The organism is Streptomyces echinoruber (genome assembly GCF_014651135.1).
Classification (GTDB): domain Bacteria; phylum Actinomycetota; class Actinomycetes; order Streptomycetales; family Streptomycetaceae; genus Streptomyces; species Streptomyces echinoruber.
The window spans coordinates 77,678-98,843 of the sequence record NZ_BMWH01000010.1 but is presented as its reverse complement, the minus strand read 5'-3'; the positions used below and the strand labels follow the sequence as shown (position 1 = coordinate 98,843).

Genomic DNA, 21,166 nt, shown 5'->3' with positions numbered 1-21,166 from the left:
CCCTCTTCACCCCAAAAGGTGATGCATCAGGTGACTCATCCCGCAGGGGGTCGCACCAGCCCTTTCCCGTACGCGTAACGCACCGCCTGCGCACGGTCCTTGAGGCCCGTCTTGGCGAACAGGTTGTTGATGTGGGTCTTCACCGTCGCCGTGGAGACGTGCAGCCTGCGCGCGATCTGCTGGTTGCTCAGCCCCTCGGCGATCAGCACCAGCACCTCCGTCTCCCGCGCGGTCAGCCCGTCCGGCGCCGGATCGGGCGCGGCCGGCGGGCGCTCGTCCTGGGACAGCCGCTCCAGCAGCCTGCGCTGGATGCCGGGCGAGAGGCCGGCGTCCCCCGACAGCACGCTGTGCACCGCGCGCACGATCTCGTCACCGCCCGCGTCCTTGGTGAGATAGCCGCGGGCGCCGGCTCTCAGGGCGGGGAAGAGCGAGTCGTCGTCCGCGTACGTCGTGAGCACCACGACCTGGGTGCCCGGATGATCGGCGCGGATGCGCCGGGTGGCCTCGACACCGTCGCAGCGGGGCATGCGCAGGTCCATCAGGACCACGTCCGGGGCGAGTTCGGCGACGAGCCGGACGGCCTCCTCCCCGTCGGCCGCGGAGCCGACGACCTCCAGACCGGGCAGCAGCCCGAGCAGCATCACGATCCCCTCCCGCACGATGGTCTGGTCGTCGGCCACCACCACGCGCGCGGGTTTCCTCTCCGCCTCCGCGGTCATGCCGGCACCCTCAGCGTCACGGCGAACCCCTCCTCCTCCGGTCCGGCATGCAGCGAGCCCCCGAGCAGTTCGGCCCGCTCCCGCATGCCCAGCAGACCGTACCCGCCCCCGGAGCCGGCGAGTTCACCCGGCGAGCCGCCGGTGTCCCGGACGTCGAGCGTGATCTCGTGCTCCCCGTAGTCGAGCCGCACCCTCACCTTGGCGCCCGGTGCGTGCTTGCGGACGTTGGTCAGCGCCTCCTGCGCGACCCGGCGCACGGCCTGCGAGGCCTCCGCGGGCAGGGCCCGGCGCTCACCCGTGATGGTGACCTCCGCTCCGTCCTGCGTGCTGACGAGACCGCTCAGGAAGTCCTCCAGCGGGGTCATCTCCCCGCGCAGCGCGGACAGCGCCTGCCGGGTCTCGTCCAGACCGTCGCGCGCCATCGTCCGGGCGGCGACCACCCGCTCGAGTATCTGTGCGCGGTCGGCGCCGCGCTCGACGAGCAGCCGGGCGGCCTCCAGGTGGACGAGCTGCGCCGAGAGGCTGTGCGCGAGCACGTCGTGGATCTCCCGGGCGATCCTGGCCCGCTCCGCCAGCGCCGCGGACTCCGCCTCGGCGGCCCGCGCGGCCCGCTCCTGGGCCAGCAGCCGCTGGGCGTTGCCGCGGGCCTCGGCGTCCAGGCGCAGGACGTAGCCGGCGAGGGCGAGGCCGACCGAGGTGACCACCGTGGTCAGCCCGTCGTCGTCGTTGAACACGGAGTACGTGGCCAGGGCGGCGGTGGCCACGGGCAGGGCGGCCGCCAAGGGCAGCCGCTCCAGCGCGCTCACGGCGCAGCCGCACCAGACAACCAGGGCCGGCACGCGCAGGCCGGTGGTCTGGGCGAGGACCGCGAGCCCCATGAGGGCGGCGACACACGCGGCCGACGGCAGGAGCCGGTGCTGCAACGTGGTGCGGTAGAAGGCCCGGGCGAGGGCTGCCGCGACGACGACGCCGGCCGCTGCCGCGAGCATGCCCCAGCCGTGGACGTGGCGGCCGGTCAGGGCGCTCCACAGCAGCATGGCGAGGACGAGCAGGCGCACGGCCCAGGCGAGCAGCCGCCGCGCCTGCGAGATCCCGGCCCGCCCGAGTGCCTCGCGGGAGGGCCAGCGCGTCCAGGCGTTCTCCGTCACACCCGCTCCTTCCACGTGGGCCGGGCCACGCCGTCACCGTACGCCGGGCGCGTGGCCGCTCCACCGGTGAGCGGCCGCGCCCGGCGGGCCAGGATCCCGGAGCGCACCAGCAGCAGGGCGGCGGCCGAGAGCAGCAGGGCGGAGCCGTCCTGGTGGACGCCGAGCGGTATGCCGAGCAGGACGAGACCGACGCGCAGGGCGACGCCCGCGGCCCAGACGCCCGCACTGGCCCTGGTGCTGCGGGCCCACACGGAGCCGTCGTCCGCCGTGTGGATGCGGGTGGTCCAGGCCCAGCCGCATCCGATGCCGACGGCGACGACCAGTTCGGCTCCTGCCAGCAGGGCGGACGTGACCGGGTGGTGGGCGTCGAGCAACCCCGGCTCGCGCAGCGCCAGGACCGCCAGGATCGCGGGCACGAGCCACCAGCGGCGCCGCGCGTCGATCCGCTGGGGACGGAACTGGCGGGCGATCACCACGACGGCCACGGCCGTGATCAGCAGCGCGTCGGCAACTCCGGGCATCGGGGCCTCCGTGAGCGGCAGGGAGACGGCAGCGTGTGCTGCCACGCCTTCGACGCTACGGAAACGCGCAGCTCAGCGGATCGGATCGGGGATGGATCACGGGTGGACACGAACGCGGAGCGGGCTCCACCCACGGGTGGAGAACGGTCTTGGCGGGCGCCGGGGTGCGAGCGGAATGCGGACGTACAAGGGGCGCGGCGTGAGCGTACAGAGGGCACGGCAGCTCCGGTCGTACGTCCCGGGCCGCGGTCGCGTCGGGCCGCGGCGCGGTGTTGCGGCGCCGCGGCCCGCTTTCTCCACCCGTGGACGCGCCCGGGATGCGGCTCCGTACGTACGAGCCGGGCAGCAGGGTGGGCGGGCCTTCCTCATGCCGGAGCGGCGTGCCGCCCACGGGTACGCCGCTCTGTCCCGCCCCGGGTCCGGGCCCCTGAGTCCGGACCCGGGGCGGCCGTCAGGCGTCGATGCGGGAGCGGTCCAGCGTCGCCGCCGAGTTGGAGATGAACTCCTTGCGGGGCGCGACCTCGTTGCCCATGAGCAGTTCGAAGACCTGCTCGGCGGCCTCGACGTCGGAGATGTTGATGCGGCGCAGGGTGCGGCGGCGCGGGTCCATGGTGGTCTCGGCCAGCTGGTCGGCGTCCATCTCGCCCAGGCCCTTGTACCGCTGGATGGTGTCCTTGTAGCGGATGCCCTTGGTCTGGAACTCCATGAGCTTGTCGCGCAGTTCGCGGTCCGAGTACGTGTAGACGTACTTGTCCTGGCCCCTCTTGGGCTGGACCAGCTCGATGCGGTGCAGCGGCGGCACGGCGGCGAAGACCCGGCCCGCCTCGACCATGGGCCGCATGTAGCGGTGGAACAGCGTCAGGAGCAGGGTGCGGATGTGGGAGCCGTCCACGTCGGCGTCGGTCATCATGATGATCTTGCCGTAGCGGGCCTGGTCGATGTCGAAGGTCCGGCCGGACCCGGCTCCTATGACCTGGATGATCGCGCCGCACTCGGCGTTCTTGAGCATGTCCGTGATGGACGACTTCTGCACGTTGAGGATCTTGCCGCGGATGGGCAGCAGGGCCTGGAACTCGGAGTTGCGGGCGAGCTTGGCCGTGCCGAGCGCGGAGTCGCCCTCGACGATGAACAGCTCGCTGCGCTCCACGTCGTCGCTGCGGCAGTCGGCCAGCTTGGCGGGCAGCGAGGAGGACTCCAGGGCCGTCTTGCGGCGCTGCGCGTCCTTGTGCTGGCGGGCGGCGATGCGGGTGCGGGCGGCGGCGACGACCTTCTCCATGACGACGCGGGCCTGCTGGGCGGCGTCGCGCTTGGTGGAGGTCAGGAACGCCTTGAGTTCCTTGCTGACGACGTTGTTCACGATGCGGCGGGCCGCCGAGGTGCCGAGGACCTCCTTGGTCTGGCCCTCGAACTGGGGCTCGGCCAGGCGCACGGTGACGACCGCGGTGAGGCCCTCGAGGGCGTCGTCCTTGACGATGTCGTCCTCGGCGACGCGCAGCAGCTTCTTGGCGCGCAGGACGTCGTTCAGCGTCCTGGTGACGGCCTGCTCGAAACCGGCGACGTGGGTGCCGCCCTTGGGGGTGGCGATGATGTTGACGAACGACCTGACGGTCGTGTCGTAGCCGGTGCCCCAGCGCAGCGCGACGTCGACGCCGAGTTCGCGGGTGACCTCGGTGGGGGTCATCTGACCGCGCTCGTCCAGAACCGGGACGGTCTCCTTGAAGGTGCCCTGCCCGGTGAAGCGGAGGACGTCGCAGATGGGCTTGTCACTCGCCAGGAACTCGCAGAACTCGCTGATGCCGCCGTCGAAGCGGAACGACTCCTCACCCTTGCTGCCGCCCTCGCCGAGGCCGTACTCGTCGCGCACGACGATGGTCAGGCCCGGTACCAGGAAGGCGGTCTGGCGGGCGCGCTGGTGCAGCGTCTCCAGGGAGAGCTTGGCGTCCTTGAGGAAGATCTGCCGGTCGGCCCAGTACCGCACGCGGGTGCCGGTGCGGTTCTTGGGGATCTTCTTGGTCTTGCGCAGGCCGCTCTTGTCCTCGAACTTGGCGTCCGGCCCGTCGCCGGCGAAGGTGCCCGGCACACCGCGGCGGAAGCTGATGGCGTGGGTGTGGCCGCCCCGGTCCACCTCGACGTCCAGCCGGGCCGACAGGGCGTTGACGACGGAGGCGCCGACGCCGTGCAGGCCGCCGGAGGCGGCGTAGGAGCCGCCTCCGAACTTCCCGCCGGCGTGCAGCTTGGTCATGACGACCTCGACGCCGGACAGGCCGGTCTTGGGCTCGACGTCGACCGGAATGCCGCGGCCGTTGTCCCGTACCTCGACCGAGCCGTCGTCGTGCAGGATCACCTCGATGTGGTCGCAGTAGCCACCGAGGGCCTCGTCCACGGAGTTGTCGATGATCTCCCAGAGGCAGTGCATCAGGCCACGGCTGTCGGTGGATCCGATGTACATGCCCGGGCGCTTGCGCACGGCCTCGAGGCCCTCGAGGACGAGCAGGTGCCGCGCGGTGTAGTTGGAACCGTCCCGGTCTGCTCCTGCCAGCAGCGCTGTGGACGACGGCACGGACGTCTCGGCGGTCACGCGGTTCGCTCCTCGCTGAATTTCAGGTGGGGCCCTTCGGGGTAAGGGCACGGCTTCTGTCGCCGCTCAGAGGGTACCGATGCCTGGTAGAACGGGTGTAACGCCACCCAGGACCGGCTCCTCAGCCTAGTAGAGTGTCGCATACGTGTTCGATACTTCGATGGAGTGAAGTCCACATCACGTTCCCTTCCAGGCATGAACCATTTAGGCTCCGGGCACGTCCTCAAGAACAAACCGGCAACCGCCGGAGGACGGATCCGACCGCGCGAACCCGTACGACACGACAGACACGCACTACGGCACATTCGCCGCCAACCGGCAGCAGCCAGCCGCCTCGGAGAGATCCTTTTCGAGGAAAAGCCGCGAGCGGGAACGTTTGGGGCTGGTTGGATGTTGACCCTGGTACGACAGCTCGTCGAGCTAGAGAGAAGGCGACGTGACTACTGTTCTGACTTCCGCAAGCCCGCTGACGGCCGCTGATCGCTGCGACCGCTGCGGCGCCCAGGCCTACCTGCGCGTCGTCCTGCTGAGCGGCGGAGAACTGCTCTTCTGTGCCCACCACGGGCGCAAGTTCGAGCCGGAACTCAAGAAGATCGCCGCTGAGATACAGGACGAGACCGCGCGCCTGACCACCGTCCCGGCCACCGCGTCCGACGAAGAGCGCTGACCCTCGCACCACGACGAGCCGCCCCCGGCCCGGCCGGGAACGGGCGGCCGCCCCCGACACCAGGGGCGGCCGCCCGCGCTCTTTCCCTCGTCTGCGCGCGTTCATCCGCCCGCTGCAGCCGACGCAGCACGCGCATCGAGCCGTCCAGGACCCGTTCACCAGCCGCTCAGAGCCCGCGGTGTGCGGCCGCCCGGCTCAGGGTCCCGCGCGCGGCAAACCCGCCTCCGGCCGCTCAGGCCCCCTGCTGCCGCGCCCGTGCGCCGCGGTCCCCGCGAAGCGTGCGCACGATGTCGGACACACGCGTGTAGACGCCCGGACTGCCCGCCCGGCCGCAGCCGTCCCCCCAGGACACGAGGCCGATGAGCCGGCCGTCGGCGACCAGCGGTCCCCCGCTGTCCCCCTGACAGGCGTCCCGGCCCCCCGCGGGCTCCCCGGCGCACAGCATGCTCTCGGACCGGTACGTGCCGCCCCAGCCGCCCGGATACGCCTCCCGACAAGCCGCGTCGGCCAGCACGTGCACCCGTGCGGCGTGCAGCCCGTGCGCGTACCCGCCCCCACCGGTGGTGTCCCCCCAGCCGTAGACCAGGGCGGTCGTGCCCACCGCGTACGCCGGATCGCCCGGCCCCGCCATCGCGATCACCGACGTCTGCGGCAGGGGCTGGGCCAGGGTCAGGACGGCGAAGTCGCCGACGTTGGTGGTGCCGTCGTAGCCGGGATTGACCCAGACGTTCCGAACGGCGATCTCCGTGCCCTGCTTCGAGAGCAGATCCGTACGGCCCGCGATCACCTTCAGGTCGTACGCCCGGCCGGGCGCGGTGCCCAGGACCTCCTCGCTCATGCAGTGTGCGGCGGTGAGGACGGCGGTCCGGCCGACCGCCACCCCGCCGCAGAACTGACCCGCCCGGGTGTCGCCGAACCGGTCACGGCTGGAGAGCGCCACCGTCCACGGACTCTGCGACACGTCCACGGGAAAGCCGCCGACCACGACGTCGGCGGCCGCGGGTGCGGCGGAGGCCGGGGGTATCGCGGCCGCGGCAGCCGCCAGGACCAGCGGCCGGGCCAGCGTCCGGGCAACGAGACGTCGCATGCAACACACCTCACTCTGGGTTGACGTCAAGACACCCAGAGTGATTCACGGTGCAGTGCCCCGCAGCCCGAAGGCACGGCTCCCGCGCCCTCGTTCCAGCGGCCGTCGCAGCACCCGGCCCGAGCCCGGAAAGACCGGGCAGAACGCCGAACTGCGCGCCTTCGCCCAGGGGCCCAGGGACCCGGGGCCGCCTGGGCCCGCGGTGGAGCCCGGAGCGGACCCGCCGAACCCCGCGGGCCGTCGGTCCGCACCCGTAAGCGCCTGCACGCGTCGCCGTCGGACTCGACGGGCTCCCACGCAAAACGCCCGGCTGGGAAAACCCAGCCGGGCGTTGCTTGAACCGCTCGCGGCCCGATCAGCACGGCCCTGTGTGGCGCGACACTTCCGGAGAGCGTCCCAGGGGGCCGGGCCTTCGTCGCGCGGTGGACGTCGTGCCGTGGAACCGGCCGCAGGGCCGGCTCCACAGGACGGCGGCCTAGTCGAGGTAGTCGCGCAGCACCTGGGAACGGGAGGGGTGGCGCAGCTTCGACATGGTCTTGGACTCGATCTGCCGGATCCGCTCGCGGGTCACGCCGTACACCTTGCCGATCTCGTCGAGGGTCTTCGGCTGACCGTCGGTGAGACCGAAGCGCATGGAGACGACGCCCGCCTCGCGCTCGGACAGGGTGTCGAGAACGGAGTGCAGCTGCTCCTGCAGGAGCGTGAAGCTGACCGCGTCGGCCGGAACGACGGCCTCGGAGTCCTCGATGAGGTCACCGAACTCGCTGTCGCCGTCCTCACCCAGCGGGGTGTGCAGGGAGATGGGCTCGCGGCCGTACTTCTGGACCTCGATGACCTTCTCCGGGGTCATGTCGAGCTCCTTGGCCAGCTCCTCCGGGGTGGGCTCGCGGCCCAGGTCCTGGAGCATCTGGCGCTGCACACGCGCGAGCTTGTTGATGACCTCGACCATGTGCACCGGGATGCGGATGGTGCGGGCCTGATCGGCCATCGCGCGGGTGATCGCCTGGCGGATCCACCAGGTGGCGTACGTGGAGAACTTGTAGCCCTTGGTGTAGTCGAACTTCTCCACCGCACGGATCAGGCCGAGGTTGCCCTCCTGGATGAGGTCCAGGAAGAGCATGCCGCGGCCGGTGTAGCGCTTGGCCAGGGAGACCACGAGGCGGAGGTTGGCCTCCAGCAGGTGGTTCTTGGCACGGCGGCCGTCCTCGGCGATGATCTCCAGCTCGCGCTTGAGCTTCGGGGCGAGGTTCGGCGTGTTGGCGAGCTTGTCCTCGGCGAACAGACCGGCCTCGATGCGCTTGGCGAGCTCGACCTCCTGCTCCGCGTTGAGCAGGGGGACCTTGCCGATCTGCTTGAGGTAGTCCTTGACCGGGTCGGCGGTGGCGCCGGCCGCGGCGACCTGCTGCGCGGGCGCGTCGTCCTCGTCCTCGTCGGACAGCACGAAACCGGCGCTCTCGGCACCCTCCGGCTCGTCGACCTTGGGGTCGTCGACCAGAACGTCGTCCTCGAGCAGCTCGACGTCGTCCTTCTTGGCAGTCGCCTTCTTGGGCGCCGTCTTCTTGGCGGCCGCCGTCGTCTTCTTCGCCGCCGTCTTCTTGGCGGTCGTCTTCTTCGCGGCCGTCTTCTTGGCGGGGGTTTCCTCGGCGGGCGTGTCGGCGGCGGGAGCCGCCGGAGTGGCGGTGGCGGTGGCCTTCCTGGTGGTCACCGTCTTCGCCGCCACCGTCTTGGTGGCGGTGCGCTTGGCCGGGCTCTTCGCTGCGACGCTCTTTCGGGTGCGCTTGGGCTCTGCGGCACTGACCATCAGCGTCACACCCTCTTCCTCGAGGATTTGGTTGAGGCTGCGCAGTACGTTCTTCCACTGAGTGGCCGGAATCTGGTCAGCTTCGAAGGCCCGACGCACGTCGTCGCCGGCGATCTGCCCCTCAGCCTTTCCCCGCTCAATGAGCGCCATGACAGAGACGGACTCGGCAATCTCCGGCGGGAGCGTACGGGATGTGCTGGCCGACACGAACAACCTCTCGGAACGTTGGAAAACGGCTTCCGGCCCCGTCCGGGGAGGACAGGAGCCGACCGTCGGCCTGGGGATGGGCCGACGGCGCGGGCGGGGGCCGGGAAGATGCACAGCGCCGTGGACCGGCGACCGTATTCCCTCCGCGGCTGTCACCTCTTAGGTCATCGCGCTGCTCCCATGAGCGTTACGCCCAATCCGCGTGGCCCGAATCACACCCCATAAACGCTCAAGAGCGGTCACACAGGGACGTAAAGGATCACCCGTGCGGCGACCGCGTCCGGCCCGGCACGGCGGGCGCGCATCGCCGGCACAAGCCGGCCCGGGCCGGCGGAAGGACGGGGCCGCAGCCGTACGCGCACCGCCGCTGACCGGAGGGGACCGAAAAAGACCGAAGGAGACCGGACGGGCCTGCCAGGCGCGACCGGCCGGGGCCGAGCACTGTCCGGATCGGGTCCGGACGGAGCCACCGCGGTCAGTGCTCCCGCGGCGCGGGCACCACTCGCTCCACCTCGGGATGAACGGTGAGCAGTTGGCGCATGGCCGCCTCGGCGGTGGCGCCGTCGCCCGCGGCGAGGGCGTCGACGATCCGGGTGTGCTGGGTCAGGGACGCCTCGGTCGGCCGGTCACAGCCGGTGACAGGGCCGCCGGAAACCTGCAGGGCGGCCGAGACGATGCCGGAGAGATGCTCGAGCATGCGGTTGCCGGCGACCTGGATGAGCAGCGAGTGGAACTCGGCGTCGGCCCGGGAGAAGGTGAGCGCGTCACTCTGCCCGAGGGCGTGCCCCATGATCTCGACCATGTCCGACAGGCGCTGCTGGACCTCGTCGCGCCCGTGACCGGCGGCGAGGCGGGCGGCGAGCGGCTCGATGGTCCAGCGCAGCTCGCTCAGCTCGCGCCGCTGGTCGTCGCGCTGCGGCCCGAAGGCGCGCCACTCGATGATGTCCGGGTCGAGCAGGTTCCAGTCGCTGACGGGACGCACGCGCGTGCCGACGTTCGGGCGGGCGCTGACCAGCCCCTTGGCCTCCAGGACGCGGAGCGACTCGCGGACGACGGTGCGGGACACCTCGAACCGCTGGCCGATCTCCTCCGGCACCAGCGGCCGGTCGGCGCCCAGGTCGCCGGAGACGATCATCTGACCAAGCTGCTGGACGAGTTGGCCGTGCAGTCCGCGTCCACGGCTGCCGGCCGCACGCCGGCTCATCCGGCCCATCTCCGGTTCGGCACCCTCCCAGACGGGCGCTGCGGCACCCCGGTCGGCGGCGGGGGTCTCGGCGTACGGGTAGCGGTCGAGTTCGCCCGGGCCGGCCAGACCGGAGTCGGCGGAGCGGGCGGCGGTCATCATGGTGTGCGCAAGGGTACTCACGCATCCTTTGTCGGCGTTGCCTCCAACTCCCTTGAGGGCTTTGGTGAAAAGCACACGAAAGGGTGATCGCCCCCTTCGCCGTAATTGACGCCTTATCGGAAAGAAATGGGCTTCCCTTGGGGGAGTTGTGCACACAGTGAGATCGAACGAGTGCGCATCGTTGTCATCGCGCCCGGCTGCGCAGGGTCGTGAGCAAGTACGCGCACAGCAGTGCGGACAGTGACAACGTCAGCGCGCCGCCCACGGGTTGGGCGATCACCCTGGCCGCCGCGACCAGGTACCGGTCGCCGCCGAAGGGCCACTGCAGCAGGAACACCTCGCGCATCCGCACCTGGAACCCGGCCGCCGTCCGCACGGCCGGCCCCTCCAGTGCCTTCTGCACCAGGGGTACGACGACGACCGGTACGGCGAGTACGGCCGCGAGCCCGGCCGTGGTGGAGCGGAAGACGCCGGCCGCCAGCACGCCCGCCCAGGCGCACCCGGTGACCAGGCCCACCCAGCCCGCCCCCAGCGCGAGCCAGTCCGCGGGGACCTGCGCGACTTCCCGTCCGTACATCACGTAGAGCACCTCGGCGTCGCACCCCACGGTCAGGAAGGCCAGTGCCAGCGCAATGGCCCCGGCGACGGCGAGTTTCGCGGTGAGCAGCCCCAGCCGGCGGGGCACGGTGCCGCGGTCCGCGGCCAGGGCGGGGTGGCGGAACTCGTCGCCGAACGCGAGGGCCCCGAGCAGCCCCGCACCGAGCGCCGCGGGCGGCAGCGGCAGCTGCCGCGGCCATGCCGCCAGCAGCCGCGCCTGTGGGGTGTGGCCGATCCGGGCGGCCAGGACGGCGGTGAGGACCGAGGTGACGAGGACGACGGCCCCGGTCAGGAAACCGGTGCCGATTCCGGCGACGCGACGCAGTTCGTAGCGGAGGGGACGGAGGGGGCTGGGGGCGGGGCGGACGCAGATGGGGGGCGGGAGGGGGGAGGAGGTCCCGGAGGAGGTCCCGGAGGAGGGGGTGGCGGGCGGCTCGGGGGCGCCCGGCGCACGGGCCGCCTCCGCCGCTTTTGCCGGCGCCCGGGGCGGGGCGTCCTGGGCGGGGGGCGAACCGGCGGTCGGCCGGGCCCCGGGGTGGGACTGCCGCGCCTGGTCCGCCGCGGGTGCGGTGCCGGGCGCGGGCGGTGCGTCGGCGGCGACCGGGCCGCCGAGCGGGGTGGTGGCGGCTTTCGGTCCCATGTCGCCGGTCTCGTCGGCGAGTTGGTGGACGAGGATGCCGTGGCGGAAGGCGGTCTCGCCGATGTCGGCGCACGTACTGCCGTACACCGACAGCCGGTTGCCCTCCTCGGATACGACCTCGACGGAGCGGTGCGCGGTGCGGGCCTCCCTGGCCAGGACGGCGGCGAGGCGGGCGGCGTGGGGGCTGCGGACGACGACGCGCGGGCGCAGCCGGGTACGGGCGAAGTCCGCGGCCTCCTGGTCGGCGACGAGCCGGCCGCCGTCGAGTGTGACGACGCGGTCGGCGGTGCGGGCGGCCTCCTTGGCATCGGCCGTGGTGAACAGGACGGTGCCGCCCCGGGCCGCGTGCGCCCGCAGCATGCCGTGCAGCCAGCGGCCTTCGCGCAAGGAGAGTCCCTCGGCGGGCTCGTCCAGGACAAGGGTGTGCGGGTCGGGCAGCAGGGCGCAGGCCAGGCCGAGGCGGCGGTCCATGCTGCGGGAGAGGGTGCCCAGGCGTTCGTCGCGCAGGCTGACCAGCCCGACGGCTTCGAGGACTTCGTCGGCGCGGCGCGCCGGGGCGCCCGCGGCGGCGCACAGCATGCGCAGGTGACCGCGGACGGTGCGGGCCGGGTGGCCGGGCACGTCGCCGAGCAGGACGCCGACTTCGTGTGACGGATGGGGGATGCGGTGCAAGGGGCGACCTTTGAAGCAGGTGATGCCCCGGCCCTCCTGGAGTTCGAGCATGAGTCTGAGCACCGTCGTCTTGCCCGCCCCCGGGGCACCGAGGAGCGCGGTGACGTGGCCCGCGCGGGCTTCGAAGGAGACGTCCTCGACGGCGGGCGGGAGGTCCTTGCGGGGGGCGCTGGTCAGTCCGAAGGCCTGGATCACCCGCAGCAAGATAGCGCGCTATGTCCGTTTTTTCGGTCAGCGCAGGGCGGACTCCGCCGAGGGCGGCGCCTCGGAGCGGCTCCGGGTCCGCGTCCCGTGTGCGGAGCCGGCCGGCCCGTCAGACCTCGGGGCGCAGCATCGGCGGGTTGAGGAGGGTGGCGCCGCCGGCGCGGAAGAGCTGCGCCGGGCGGCCGCCCTGGCGGGTGGTCGTGCCGCCGGTGGGGACGAGGAAGCCGGGGGTGCCGGTGACCTTGCGGTGGAAGTTGCGCGGGTCCAGGGCCACGCCCCACACGGCCTCGTAGACGCGGCGCAGCTCGCCGACGGTGAACTCGGGCGGGCAGAAGGCCGTGGCCAGCGACGAGTACTCGATCTTGGAGCGGGCGCGTTCCACGCCGTCCGCGAGGATCTGGGCGTGGTCGAAGGCGAGCGGCGCCACCGGTTCGCCGTCACGGCCGTAGCCGCCCTGCTGCAGCAGTTCCTCGACGGGTGCCCAGCGCGCGTTGCTGGCGTCGCCGCCGGGCCGGGGGGCGGGCAGGTCGGGGGCGAGAGCGAGGTGGGCGACGCTGACCACGCGCATGCGGGGGTCGCGCTTGGGGTCGCCGTAGGTGGCGAGCTGCTCGAGGTGGGCGCCGTTGTCCTGGGCGGGGACGGACGGGTCGTGGACGCGCAGACCGGTCTCCTCCCACAGTTCGCGTGCCGCCGCCTGTGCCAGGTCCTCGTCGGCCCGTACGAAGCCGCCGGGGAGTGCCCAGCGCCCCTGGAACGGCGGCTCGCCCCTGCGTACCGTCAGCGCGCACAGGGAGTGGCGGCGCACGGTCAGCACGACCAGGTCGACGGTGACGGCGAAGGGGGGAAAGGCTGACGGGTCGTAGGGCATGCCGCGATCATAGTCGTCTTCCTGACGATAAGCACTCCTTTCGCCGGTCGCGTCGGTGGTCGGTCCGCCGTGTCCCGCTCCGCGCGGTCCGGTGCTCGGAGGGGGTGGCCGTGCCCCGGGCCGGGGCGTCCGGTGCCGGGTGTCGTCGTGCTCGTGTCCTTATCTCTGTCCCTTTCTCACGAACCGAGTTGGAGCCCGTCGGCGGCCGCCTCGACCATGGCGAGGCCGAGGCGGCCGACCCGCACGGCGAAGGAGGCGCCGGCGACCCGCAGGCCGGTGAGGACGATCTCGCCGAGGGGTGCGCCGCGCACGGGGCGGAGTGTGACGGTTCCGGCCGGGGTGTCGGGGCGGATGCCGGCCAGGGTGGTGAGCAGCAGGACTCCGGCTGCGGCTGCCGTGGCCGAGGGCCGGCAGGCGGCCGGGTGCGGCACGGGGGCGCTGCCCGGGGTCCGCTGCTCGCCCGCGTACATCTCGGGCAGACGGTGCTCGAAGGTCTGAGCGGCGGCCAGGACGCCGCGCAGCAGGGAGGTTGCCTCCTGCTCGTGGCCGGCGGCGGCCAGGCCCGCGACGGCGACGGCGGTCTCGTGGACCCGTACGGCCCCGGTGCGGTGGCCGAACGGGTTGTACTGCGCCTCCTTCGTGCCGAGCCCGCGCAGTCCCCACCCGGAGTCCATGGCCGGGCCGCCGAGCAGCCGGGCCAGTTGCTCGGTCTGCACCTTGTCGAGCAGGCCGGGTGCCTGCTCGCCGCCGCTGAGCAGGCCGGTGTCGAGGAGGTGGGCGGCGCCCGCACCGAGGTGGGACAGGAGGCGGCCGTCCGGGAGACGTGCGGCCGCCGGTCTTCCGCCGCCCCGGTCCTCGATCCAGAAGTCGCTCCGGAACGCCGCCCGCAGCTCCTGCGCCCACTGCCGCAGCTCGGTGCCGCCCGGTCTGCCGCAGGCGTCGAGCAGGTCGGCGCCGAGCAGTGCGGCCCGGTGGGCGTGGGCCTGGACCTCGCAGCGGGCGGGACCGCCCGGATGCGGGTCGAGGACGTACGGGCCGTCCGCGGTGGCGGCCCGCAGCCAGGTCAGGCAGCGTTCGGCGGCCGGCATCAACTGCTCCGTCTCGCGGTCCGGCAGTCCCCATCTGCGGGCTTCGGCGAGCAGCGCCGGAAACAGGAGGGTGGCCTCCATGCCCGTGCAGGCGGGCGGCAGGTGGGCGCCGGCGTCCCGCCGGGGCCCGGGGATCATCCCCTGGCGCCACCCCGCCCCCAGGAACTGGGTGCGGGCGAGGACGCGCAGGGTGCCTGCGGCGAGCCGGGTGCCCAGGGGCAGGGCCATGCGGGCGGCGGCGAGCGCGTCGGCCGGTGCCAGGCCGCAGCGCCAGGGTGCTCCGGCCGCCAGATGGGTGTCGGCGGGGTGGGCCGGGTCGCGCAGCAGAAGGGCCCGGAGGTCCTCGATGCTGGTCCGCAACAGTTCCGGAACGACCGGGTGATCGCCGTCGGCGCGTGCGGCGGCCAGCGGGTTGGTGGCCACGTGGCCCGCCGCGCGGACGGGCCCCGCGCCGTCCTGCCGTACCCGCAGCTCCACCTCTGCCGTTCCGCCCGGGGGGAGGTCGAACTCCCAGCGCAGGAGGCCCGCGGAGGCCAGGGCGTCGGTGGGCGCCGGGTCGGCGGTGACCGAGACGCGCGCGCCGGGCCCGGACCAGTGCAGGCCGCCGCCGCGGACGCTCGCGGCCAGCTCCGGGCCGGCGCGGCCGGACGCGATCGCGCCGAGGTCGGCCAGGTCGGTGCCCAGCGCGACCTCGACCGGCAGGCGCACCGGGTGCGCGGCGGCGCTGCGCAGGGTGATCCGTTCCGTGCCGTCCGCGTCACGGGCGCGCTCCACGACGACGTCCGGGTCCGGGCCCGTTCCGGGGGAGGCGCGCAGGGTGGCGACGAAGCGGGCGCGATCCGCCGCCGTACTGCGGGCCTGCACGGGCAGGGGAGTGTGTCCGGCGACCCGGAGCCCGCAACGGGAGAGCAGACGCCGGCCGCCGCGGTAGAAGCCCTCCAGCCCCCGGCCGTACAACTGGCCGTCCTTCGTGGAGATGACCATTCCCGGCAGGGCGACGCAGACGAGGGCGTGATGTGCCGGAGGAAAGGCGGTGGCGCGGCCCGGGGCCGGGGGCGGGCCGGTGGGACGCTCCGAGGCCAGGGCCGAAGCCGGGAGCGGGATCGGGGTCGGGGTCGGTGAAGAGGTTCCTCCGAAGGGAGGCGGTAGCGGGCGGTGGGGTACCCCTCCTGAGTCGTGGGCGGGCCCGGCCGCGCCGCCACCGGCGAGTGGTGCGGGTGTGCCGGGGAGCGGGTGGTCACCTGCGGCGGAGGGCGGAGTCGGCTGGTGCATGAGGTGCTTCCTCTGCGCTCTGTGCGCCTGGGCGTGCTCGGCGCCGGGTACGGAGGTCCGGAATGCCTGGGGTCGGGTGGCGCGGCCCGTCCGGACGCTGCGCCACTCAGGTGAACGGAACGGGACTGCTGTCGGTCACGCCCACGGGCCGCCGAGCCGACCGGATGGCGGACGGACAGTGCGGGCGGCGCGGGCAGAGCGGAGCGGAACACCGCTGCCGGGGGCGTGCAGCGTGCGCCGGCGGCAACGCGCGTCCCCCGTGGGCCGCGATCCCGTGGGCCGCGGCGCAGCAACCCGGTGGCTGGGGAGTCCCCCGGTGGGGCGGGCTGCCGCCCGGCGGCCGGCCCGCGTTCCAGGGTCGGCCCGCCATCCGGGAGCGAACCGCCGTCCGGGAGCGAACCGCCGTCCGGGGTCGGACCGCGTCCTGGGGTCGGGCGGCGTCCCGCGGTCGGGCGGGTGGGCTCCGTGTGAGGCGATGCCGGGGCCGCCCGTGAGGTGCTCGGTGGGGCGGCGTCCGTCCCGTGCTGCGGTGCCGCGGACACCGGCGGACAGGTCCCCTCCCCGAAAGGGCTCACGCCTCCGTCTCCCCGGCCTCACCGCCCTGCCGGGCCTTGCCTGAACCTGTGACACGGCGTCGCGCAACGCCCTTCCCGGTGGTACGCGCTGGGCGGCCGGTCGGGCCGGGAGTGTGCGGACGCGCGGGGTCCGTCCTGGTCACGGCCGGTCGGTCGCTGTCCGGGACGGCGGACGCCGGGCGGATGCGGCGGCGTGACGAGGCCGGTCCGGTTGCCGTGGAATGGGACGGGGACTTTCGCCGGCTGCCTTCGGCCACGTCCTCCGGAAACGGGGTGGGAAGGCCCTGCGGGTCGCCTGTGGTGCCGGACACCGCCCCGCCGCTCCCTTCGGGCTCGCCCTGTCGGGCCCGCTGTGCGCGGTGGGCGCGGCCCGCTCGTTCCGCCCGCAGGCACCGGCGGATCGACTCCGGGTCCAGCCCCTCGTTGCAGGCTTGGTGCAGCAGCCGGGCGAAGAGGTAGTCGGGGTCCGCGCCCAGCGCCATGGCCAGCGCTTCGCGGGCCTCCAGTTCGTCGCCGGTGGACCAGGCCACCCAGCCGGCGAGAGTGAGGGGTGCGGCGGCGTGCTCGCCGTAGGGCCCGACGCAGCGGCGGGCCAGGGCCCGCCACAGGCGCAGCGCCGGGACGGCCTCGTCGCCCTCCATCCACGCCGCCGCGTGATCGCGGGTCGTGCGGTCCTGCAGGCCGAGAATGAGCGCCGCGGCCTCCTCGTGGCCGAGGAGCTGGTCGTCGCGCAGGTCCGCCGGGGCGGTGCCGGAGACGGGGGGCGCCTCGGCGAACCGCTTGATGATCCGCTCGGCGAGGTCCAGGGTCTCCTCGGCGACGGCTTCCCGGGTGGCGTCGTGCAGGATCCGGGGCACCAGTTGCCGTTCCGCGGCGTCCAGCGCGGCCTCCTGCTCGCGGGTGGCGGAGGTCTCCCAGGGCAGCAGGCGGGCGCGCAGTTCGCGCAGGCTGCCGCGGACCTGGATGCCGGCGTAGGTGGCCGCGGCCGCCAGCACGGAGGTGCCGGGCAGGCCCATCGGCGTGCCCTCGGGGGGACAGCACGACTCGATCGGGCAGCAGTACGACCAGAAGCGGCCGTCGGAGATGCACAACGCCTCGATCACCGGGACGTCGAGGCGTCCGCACTCTTCGCGCAGGGCCTGGACGAGGGGATGCAGACGCTCCTTGACCTGCCGTCCGGTTTCGCCGGGGGCGGGCTCCTGGCACACGAACGCGACCATCTGTCCGGGCCTGGCGCCCCGGCGTTCGCTGCCCGTGACGAGGCCACGGGCCAGCTGCTCGGCGGCGCATCTCCAGTCGGCCTCGTCGGCGGGAATACCGAGGCGGGCCCGGCCGCCGAACCGGCCGCGGCCGTCCTGGTCGTGCAGGGCGACCAGGACGATGCTGTCCTCGGGGCGGTAGCCGAGCAAGTAGGGCAGGGCGTCGGCCAGTTCGGCCGGAGTGCGCAAGGTGACCTGCTGCTCGGTGCCGTGTGCGCCGTGCATGACGCGGTCGTCGGCCGAAGCGGCGCGGGCGGCGTCCGACCGGTGGAGGTCGTCGTTGCCGAAGGAGCCGGTGGTGTCGCGGTGGTCTCCGCTGTGATTCGTCATGCGCCGACGATCTCGCAGATCGCCACATTCCGCTTGAGCCTGTGGATAACTCCCATCAGGGACACATCAATCCGGGGTCCGTGTGCAGACGCCGGGCGCGGCCGCGCCGTATCCGGCGCCCGAGCGTCCGGCAGCGCGCTCCCGCCGACCCGCCGCCCGATTGTCAGTGCCGTCCTGTTGACTGGGACGCATGGAGCACACGGGCAACACGGATCTCCGGACCGAGGCGGACGCCGTCCTCGCCCGGCTGGTCGGGGACGACACGGGCACCGCCCGCCTGCGCGAGGACCAGTGGCGGGCGATCGAGGCGCTGGTCGCCGACCGGCGCCGGGCCCTGGTCGTCCAGCGCACGGGGTGGGGCAAGTCCGCGGTGTACTTCGTGGCGACGTCACTGCTGCGGTCCCGGGGCAGCGGCCCGACCGTGATCGTCTCGCCGCTGCTCGCGCTCATGCGCAACCAGGTGGAGACCGCCGCCCGCGCCGGCATCCGCGCCCGCACCATCAACTCCTCCAACGTCGAGGAGTGGGACACGATCCAGGGCGAGATCGACGCGGGCGGCGTCGACGTGCTGCTGGTCTCGCCCGAGCGCCTCAACAACCCCGACTTCCGCGACCAGATCCTGCCCAAGCTGGCGGCCGCGACCGGGCTGCTGGTCGTGGACGAGGCGCACTGCATCTCCGACTGGGGCCACGACTTCCGTCCGGACTACCGGCGGCTGCGGACCATGCTCGGTGACCTGTCGCCGGGCATCCCGGTCCTGGCGACCACCGCCACCGCCAACGCCCGGGTGACGGCCGATATCGCCGAGCAGCTCGGCACCGGCGGCACGTCCGACGCGCTGGTGCTGCGCGGTCCGCTGGACCGGGAGAGCCTGCGCCTGGGTGTGCTCCGGCTGCCGGACGCGGCGCACCGGATGGCCTGGCTCGCCGACCACCTCGACGAGCTGCCGGGATCCGGGATCGTCTACACGCTCACCGTGGCCGCCGCCGAGGAGGTCACCGCCTTCCTGCGGCAGCGCGGCCACCCGGTCGCCTCCTACACGGGCAAGTCGGAGAACGCCGACAGGCAGCAGGCGGAGGAGGACCTGCTGGCGAACCGGGTCAAGGCCCTGGTGGCCACCTCGGCGCTGGGGATGGGCTTCGACAAGCCCGACCTGGGTTTCGTCGTGCACCTCGGTTCGCCCTCCTCCCCCATCGCCTACTACCAGCAGGTGGGCCGCGCGGGACGCGGAGTCGAACACGCCGAGGTGCTGCTGCTGCCGGGACCGGAGGACGAGGCGATCTGGGAGTACTTCGCCTCGCTCGCCTTCCCGCCGGAGGAGGTCGTCCGCCGCACCCTCGACGTGCTCGCCCGCGCGGACCGGCCCCTGTCGCTGCCCGCCCTGGAACCCCTGGTGGAGCTGCGCCGGTCCCGCCTGGAGAGCATGCTCAAGGTCCTCGACGTGGACGGGGCGGTGCGGCGGGTCAAGGGCGGCTGGATCGCCACCGGCCGGCCCTGGACGTACGACGCGGAGCGCTACGACCGGGTGGCCCGGCAGCGGCGGGCCGAGCAGCAGGCGATGCGCGAGTACGCCGCCACGACGACCTGCCGGATGGAGTTCCTGCAGCGCCAGTTGGACGACGAGACCGCCGGTCCCTGCGGCCGGTGCGACAACTGCGCGGGCGCCCGCTTCACCGCGGACCTCTCCCCCGCCGCGCTGCAGGCGGCCCGCGCCGACCTGGGCCGCGCCGGTGTCGAGGTCGAGCCCCGCCGGATGTGGCCGACCGGGCTGGCGGCGGTGGGCGTCGACCTCAAGGGCCGTATCCCGGCGGGTGAACAGGCCGCGCCGGGGCGGGCGCTGGGGCGCCTTTCGGACATCGGCTGGGGCAACCGGCTGCGGCCCATGCTCGCGCCCCAGGCACCGGACGGACCCGTGCCCGAGGATGTGGCGCGGGCCGTGGTGGAGGTGCTGGCCGACTGGGCGAAGGGACCGGGCGGCTGGGCCTCCGGGGCGGCGGACGCGCAGCCGCGTCCCGTCGGCGTGGTCACCGTCGCCTCCCGCAGCCGGCCGCGGTTGATCGGCTCGCTCGGCGCGCACATCGCGCAGGTCGGGCGGCTGCCGCTGCTGGGCTGCGTCGAGTACGCCGGCGACGTGCCCCGGATCGCCCGCAGCAACAGCGCCCAGCGTCTCAAGGCCCTCGACGGCGCGCTGACCGTGCCGCCCGGCCTGGCCGCCGCCCTCGCCGCCACCCCGGGACCCGTGCTGCTCGTCGACGACTACACCGACACCGGCTGGACCCTCGCCGTGGCCGCCCGCCTGCTCCGCCGCGCCGGCGCCCGGGCGGTGCTGCCCCTGGTCCTGGCCATCCAGGGATGAGCATCCCGAGGCCGCACCGCGACTCCCACCGTGTGGATGGCGGCTCCCACCGCACGGACGGAGGCTCTCCCCATGGACGGCGCGCTCCTTGGATGGCGCCGTCCAAGGAGACGGTGGCTCCCACCGCGTGGACGGGCGGTTCCCACACCGCTCGGCGGGACGGCTTCCGCGGCATGAAGGGGACCGGGCGCGGGTAGACGGCTGTTCGACCGCCGGTCGGCGCACACCGCTGGACGGCCCGCCCCTTCATGACGTACGAACGTGTGGGCTCAGTCGCCTCACAGGCAACGTACGGCTTCTGCGGTGCCCCCGGGACCAAAGGTCACGTATATAAGCCCCACATGGTCCGATAACGGTCGGCTGCCTCATTTGCTCGTTGCCGCATTCACGTTCGACAGGAAGAATTGAAGCCTGTTCTCCGCACAGCTCCCGTGATCGTCAGGGCTGCCCTGTGGTGTGCGGTTCAGCGGAATCCGTCCCTGCCCGCCGTACGGGCCCGTCGCAGAAGGGAGGATCGTGACCTTCGGATTCGCTCCGTCCTCGGCGTCGCTGTCGGCGTCGACCGCCTCCGTCCACCGTGTGCTCGAACCGGCGGAGTGGGCCGCGGCCGGCATCCCCCTGCTGCGCAACCCCCGCGAGGTGGTCAGCGGACTGCACGCCCGGCACCATCCCGGTCCGGCGATCGCGGTGGTCGCGGTCCTCGACCAGGACGAGCGGCTGCGGGCCAGTGCCTCCTTCCCGCGCGGCAGCGCGCCGGCGGACGGCTGGATGTTCCGCAACGCGCTCCTCGCCCAGTTGCGCCGGATCATCCCGCACGACCTGCGGCGCCGCACTCCCGTGCACACCGCCGTGCTGCTCTACTGCCGCGACGGCGACACGCACTGGACGGAGGAGGACGGCGCGTGGATGTGGGGCCTGCGCGACGCGTGCACCCTGCACGGACTGCGCTGCGGCGCCTACATCACCCTGACCCGGGACGGCTGGCAGGTCATGGGCGAGGGCCGCGGCGGCCGCCGCCCGAACGCTCTCTCGGCGCGCGAGCCGTTCACCGCCTCCACCGACCGGCCTCCCCTGCCCCGCACCGGCGGCGCCGCCTCGGAGGCCATGCGCCGCGCGGCGGCCCGCTGAGCCGCCCTCGCCGACCGCCTCCTCGGTTCCGCCGACCGCCTGACGCCCGGCCAACCCGCTGCACGCACCCGCTTTCCCGCCACGGGTCCACCGGAACCCCGGCA

The 21,166-nt window shown here is 73.4% G+C and carries 14 protein-coding genes; 3 read left to right on the top strand and 11 right to left on the bottom strand.

Annotated elements, in window-relative coordinates:
* Positions 1-35: 35 nt before the first annotated feature.
* The 4 genes from IE225_RS14455 to IE225_RS14440 all read right to left on the bottom strand — a co-directional run bounded on the left by IE225_RS14455 (position 36) and on the right by IE225_RS14440 (position 4,966).
* Entirely contained in the window at positions 36-719 is a 684-nt protein-coding gene (locus tag IE225_RS14455) for a response regulator transcription factor (RefSeq protein ID WP_190057895.1), read from the bottom strand.
* Entirely contained in the window at positions 716-1,867 is a 1,152-nt protein-coding gene (locus IE225_RS14450) for a sensor histidine kinase (protein WP_190057894.1), read from the bottom strand. Before IE225_RS14450 ends, IE225_RS14455 begins: the two co-directional genes overlap by 4 nt.
* Entirely contained in the window at positions 1,864-2,388 is a 525-nt protein-coding gene (locus IE225_RS14445) for a DUF1453 domain-containing protein (RefSeq protein ID WP_190057966.1), read from the bottom strand. The genes IE225_RS14450 and IE225_RS14445 overlap by 4 nt, the downstream gene beginning before the upstream one ends.
* Positions 2,389-2,839: 451 nt before the next feature.
* Positions 2,840-4,966 carry a DNA gyrase/topoisomerase IV subunit B gene (locus IE225_RS14440; RefSeq protein WP_190057893.1) on the bottom strand — a complete coding sequence of 709 codons (2,127 nt, stop codon included), beginning with the start codon at positions 4,964-4,966 and terminating at the stop codon, positions 2,840-2,842.
* Positions 4,967-5,402: 436 nt separating this feature from the next.
* Between IE225_RS14440 and IE225_RS14435 the strand changes: the two genes are divergently transcribed.
* Positions 5,403-5,633 (top strand): DUF7455 domain-containing protein, encoded by a 231-nt coding sequence (locus tag IE225_RS14435; RefSeq protein ID WP_190057892.1) that lies wholly within the window; start codon positions 5,403-5,405, stop codon positions 5,631-5,633.
* Between the two features lie 232 nt (positions 5,634-5,865).
* On the opposite strand, the gene IE225_RS14430 is transcribed toward IE225_RS14435, so the two are convergent.
* From IE225_RS14430 to IE225_RS14400, 7 genes are all read right to left on the bottom strand, one after another.
* Complete coding sequence (locus tag IE225_RS14430) at positions 5,866-6,720, bottom strand: serine protease (RefSeq protein WP_190057891.1); 855 nt, start codon at positions 6,718-6,720, stop codon at positions 5,866-5,868.
* 475 nt (positions 6,721-7,195) lie between these two features.
* Positions 7,196-8,728 (bottom strand): RNA polymerase sigma factor, encoded by a 1,533-nt coding sequence (locus tag IE225_RS14425; RefSeq protein ID WP_190057890.1) that lies wholly within the window; start codon positions 8,726-8,728, stop codon positions 7,196-7,198.
* Between the two features lie 475 nt (positions 8,729-9,203).
* Positions 9,204-10,094 carry a FadR/GntR family transcriptional regulator gene (locus IE225_RS14420; protein ID WP_190057889.1) on the bottom strand — a complete coding sequence of 297 codons (891 nt, stop codon included), beginning with the start codon at positions 10,092-10,094 and terminating at the stop codon, positions 9,204-9,206.
* Between the two features lie 163 nt (positions 10,095-10,257).
* Positions 10,258-12,177, bottom strand: a complete 1,920-nt coding sequence (locus IE225_RS14415) for an ABC transporter ATP-binding protein (RefSeq protein ID WP_190057888.1) — start codon at positions 12,175-12,177, stop codon at positions 10,258-10,260.
* 118 nt (positions 12,178-12,295) lie between these two features.
* On the bottom strand, positions 12,296-13,054 hold the full coding sequence (locus tag IE225_RS14410) for an NUDIX hydrolase (protein WP_190057887.1): 759 nt from the start codon (positions 13,052-13,054) through the stop codon (positions 12,296-12,298).
* 176 nt (positions 13,055-13,230) lie between these two features.
* A complete protein-coding gene (locus IE225_RS14405) occupies positions 13,231-15,126 on the bottom strand; it encodes a glycogen debranching N-terminal domain-containing protein (protein WP_190057886.1) in 1,896 nt (631 codons plus the stop codon).
* 859 nt (positions 15,127-15,985) lie between these two features.
* Positions 15,986-17,578 (bottom strand): DUF4192 domain-containing protein, encoded by a 1,593-nt coding sequence (locus IE225_RS14400; RefSeq protein ID WP_190057885.1) that lies wholly within the window; start codon positions 17,576-17,578, stop codon positions 15,986-15,988.
* Positions 17,579-17,768: 190 nt separating this feature from the next.
* Here IE225_RS14400 and IE225_RS14395 point away from each other — a divergent pair, with 190 nt between their 5' ends.
* Both IE225_RS14395 and IE225_RS14390 read left to right on the top strand, forming a co-directional pair.
* Entirely contained in the window at positions 17,769-19,934 is a 2,166-nt protein-coding gene (locus tag IE225_RS14395) for a RecQ family ATP-dependent DNA helicase (protein WP_190057884.1), read from the top strand.
* 516 nt (positions 19,935-20,450) lie between these two features.
* Positions 20,451-21,062 carry a hypothetical protein gene (locus tag IE225_RS14390; RefSeq protein WP_190057883.1) on the top strand — a complete coding sequence of 204 codons (612 nt, stop codon included), beginning with the start codon at positions 20,451-20,453 and terminating at the stop codon, positions 21,060-21,062.
* Positions 21,063-21,166 lie beyond the last annotated feature (104 nt).

Excerpts from the sequence above, each read along its gene's own strand:
- IE225_RS14455 (WP_190057895.1), bottom strand. The coding sequence starts at position 719 with ATGACCGCGGAGGCGGAGAGGAAACCCGCGCGCGTGGTGGTGGCCGAC.
- IE225_RS14445 (WP_190057966.1), bottom strand. The coding sequence starts at position 2,388 with ATGCCCGGAGTTGCCGACGCGCTGCTGATCACGGCCGTGGCCGTCGTG.
- IE225_RS14430 (WP_190057891.1), bottom strand. The coding sequence starts at position 6,720 with ATGCGACGTCTCGTTGCCCGGACGCTGGCCCGGCCGCTGGTCCTGGCG.
- IE225_RS14410 (WP_190057887.1), bottom strand. The coding sequence starts at position 13,054 with ATGCCCTACGACCCGTCAGCCTTTCCCCCCTTCGCCGTCACCGTCGAC.
- IE225_RS14405 (WP_190057886.1), bottom strand. The coding sequence starts at position 15,126 with ATGGTCATCTCCACGAAGGACGGCCAGTTGTACGGCCGGGGGCTGGAG.
- IE225_RS14400 (WP_190057885.1), bottom strand. The coding sequence starts at position 17,578 with ATGACGAATCACAGCGGAGACCACCGCGACACCACCGGCTCCTTCGGC.
- IE225_RS14395 (WP_190057884.1), top strand. The coding sequence starts at position 17,769 with ATGGAGCACACGGGCAACACGGATCTCCGGACCGAGGCGGACGCCGTC.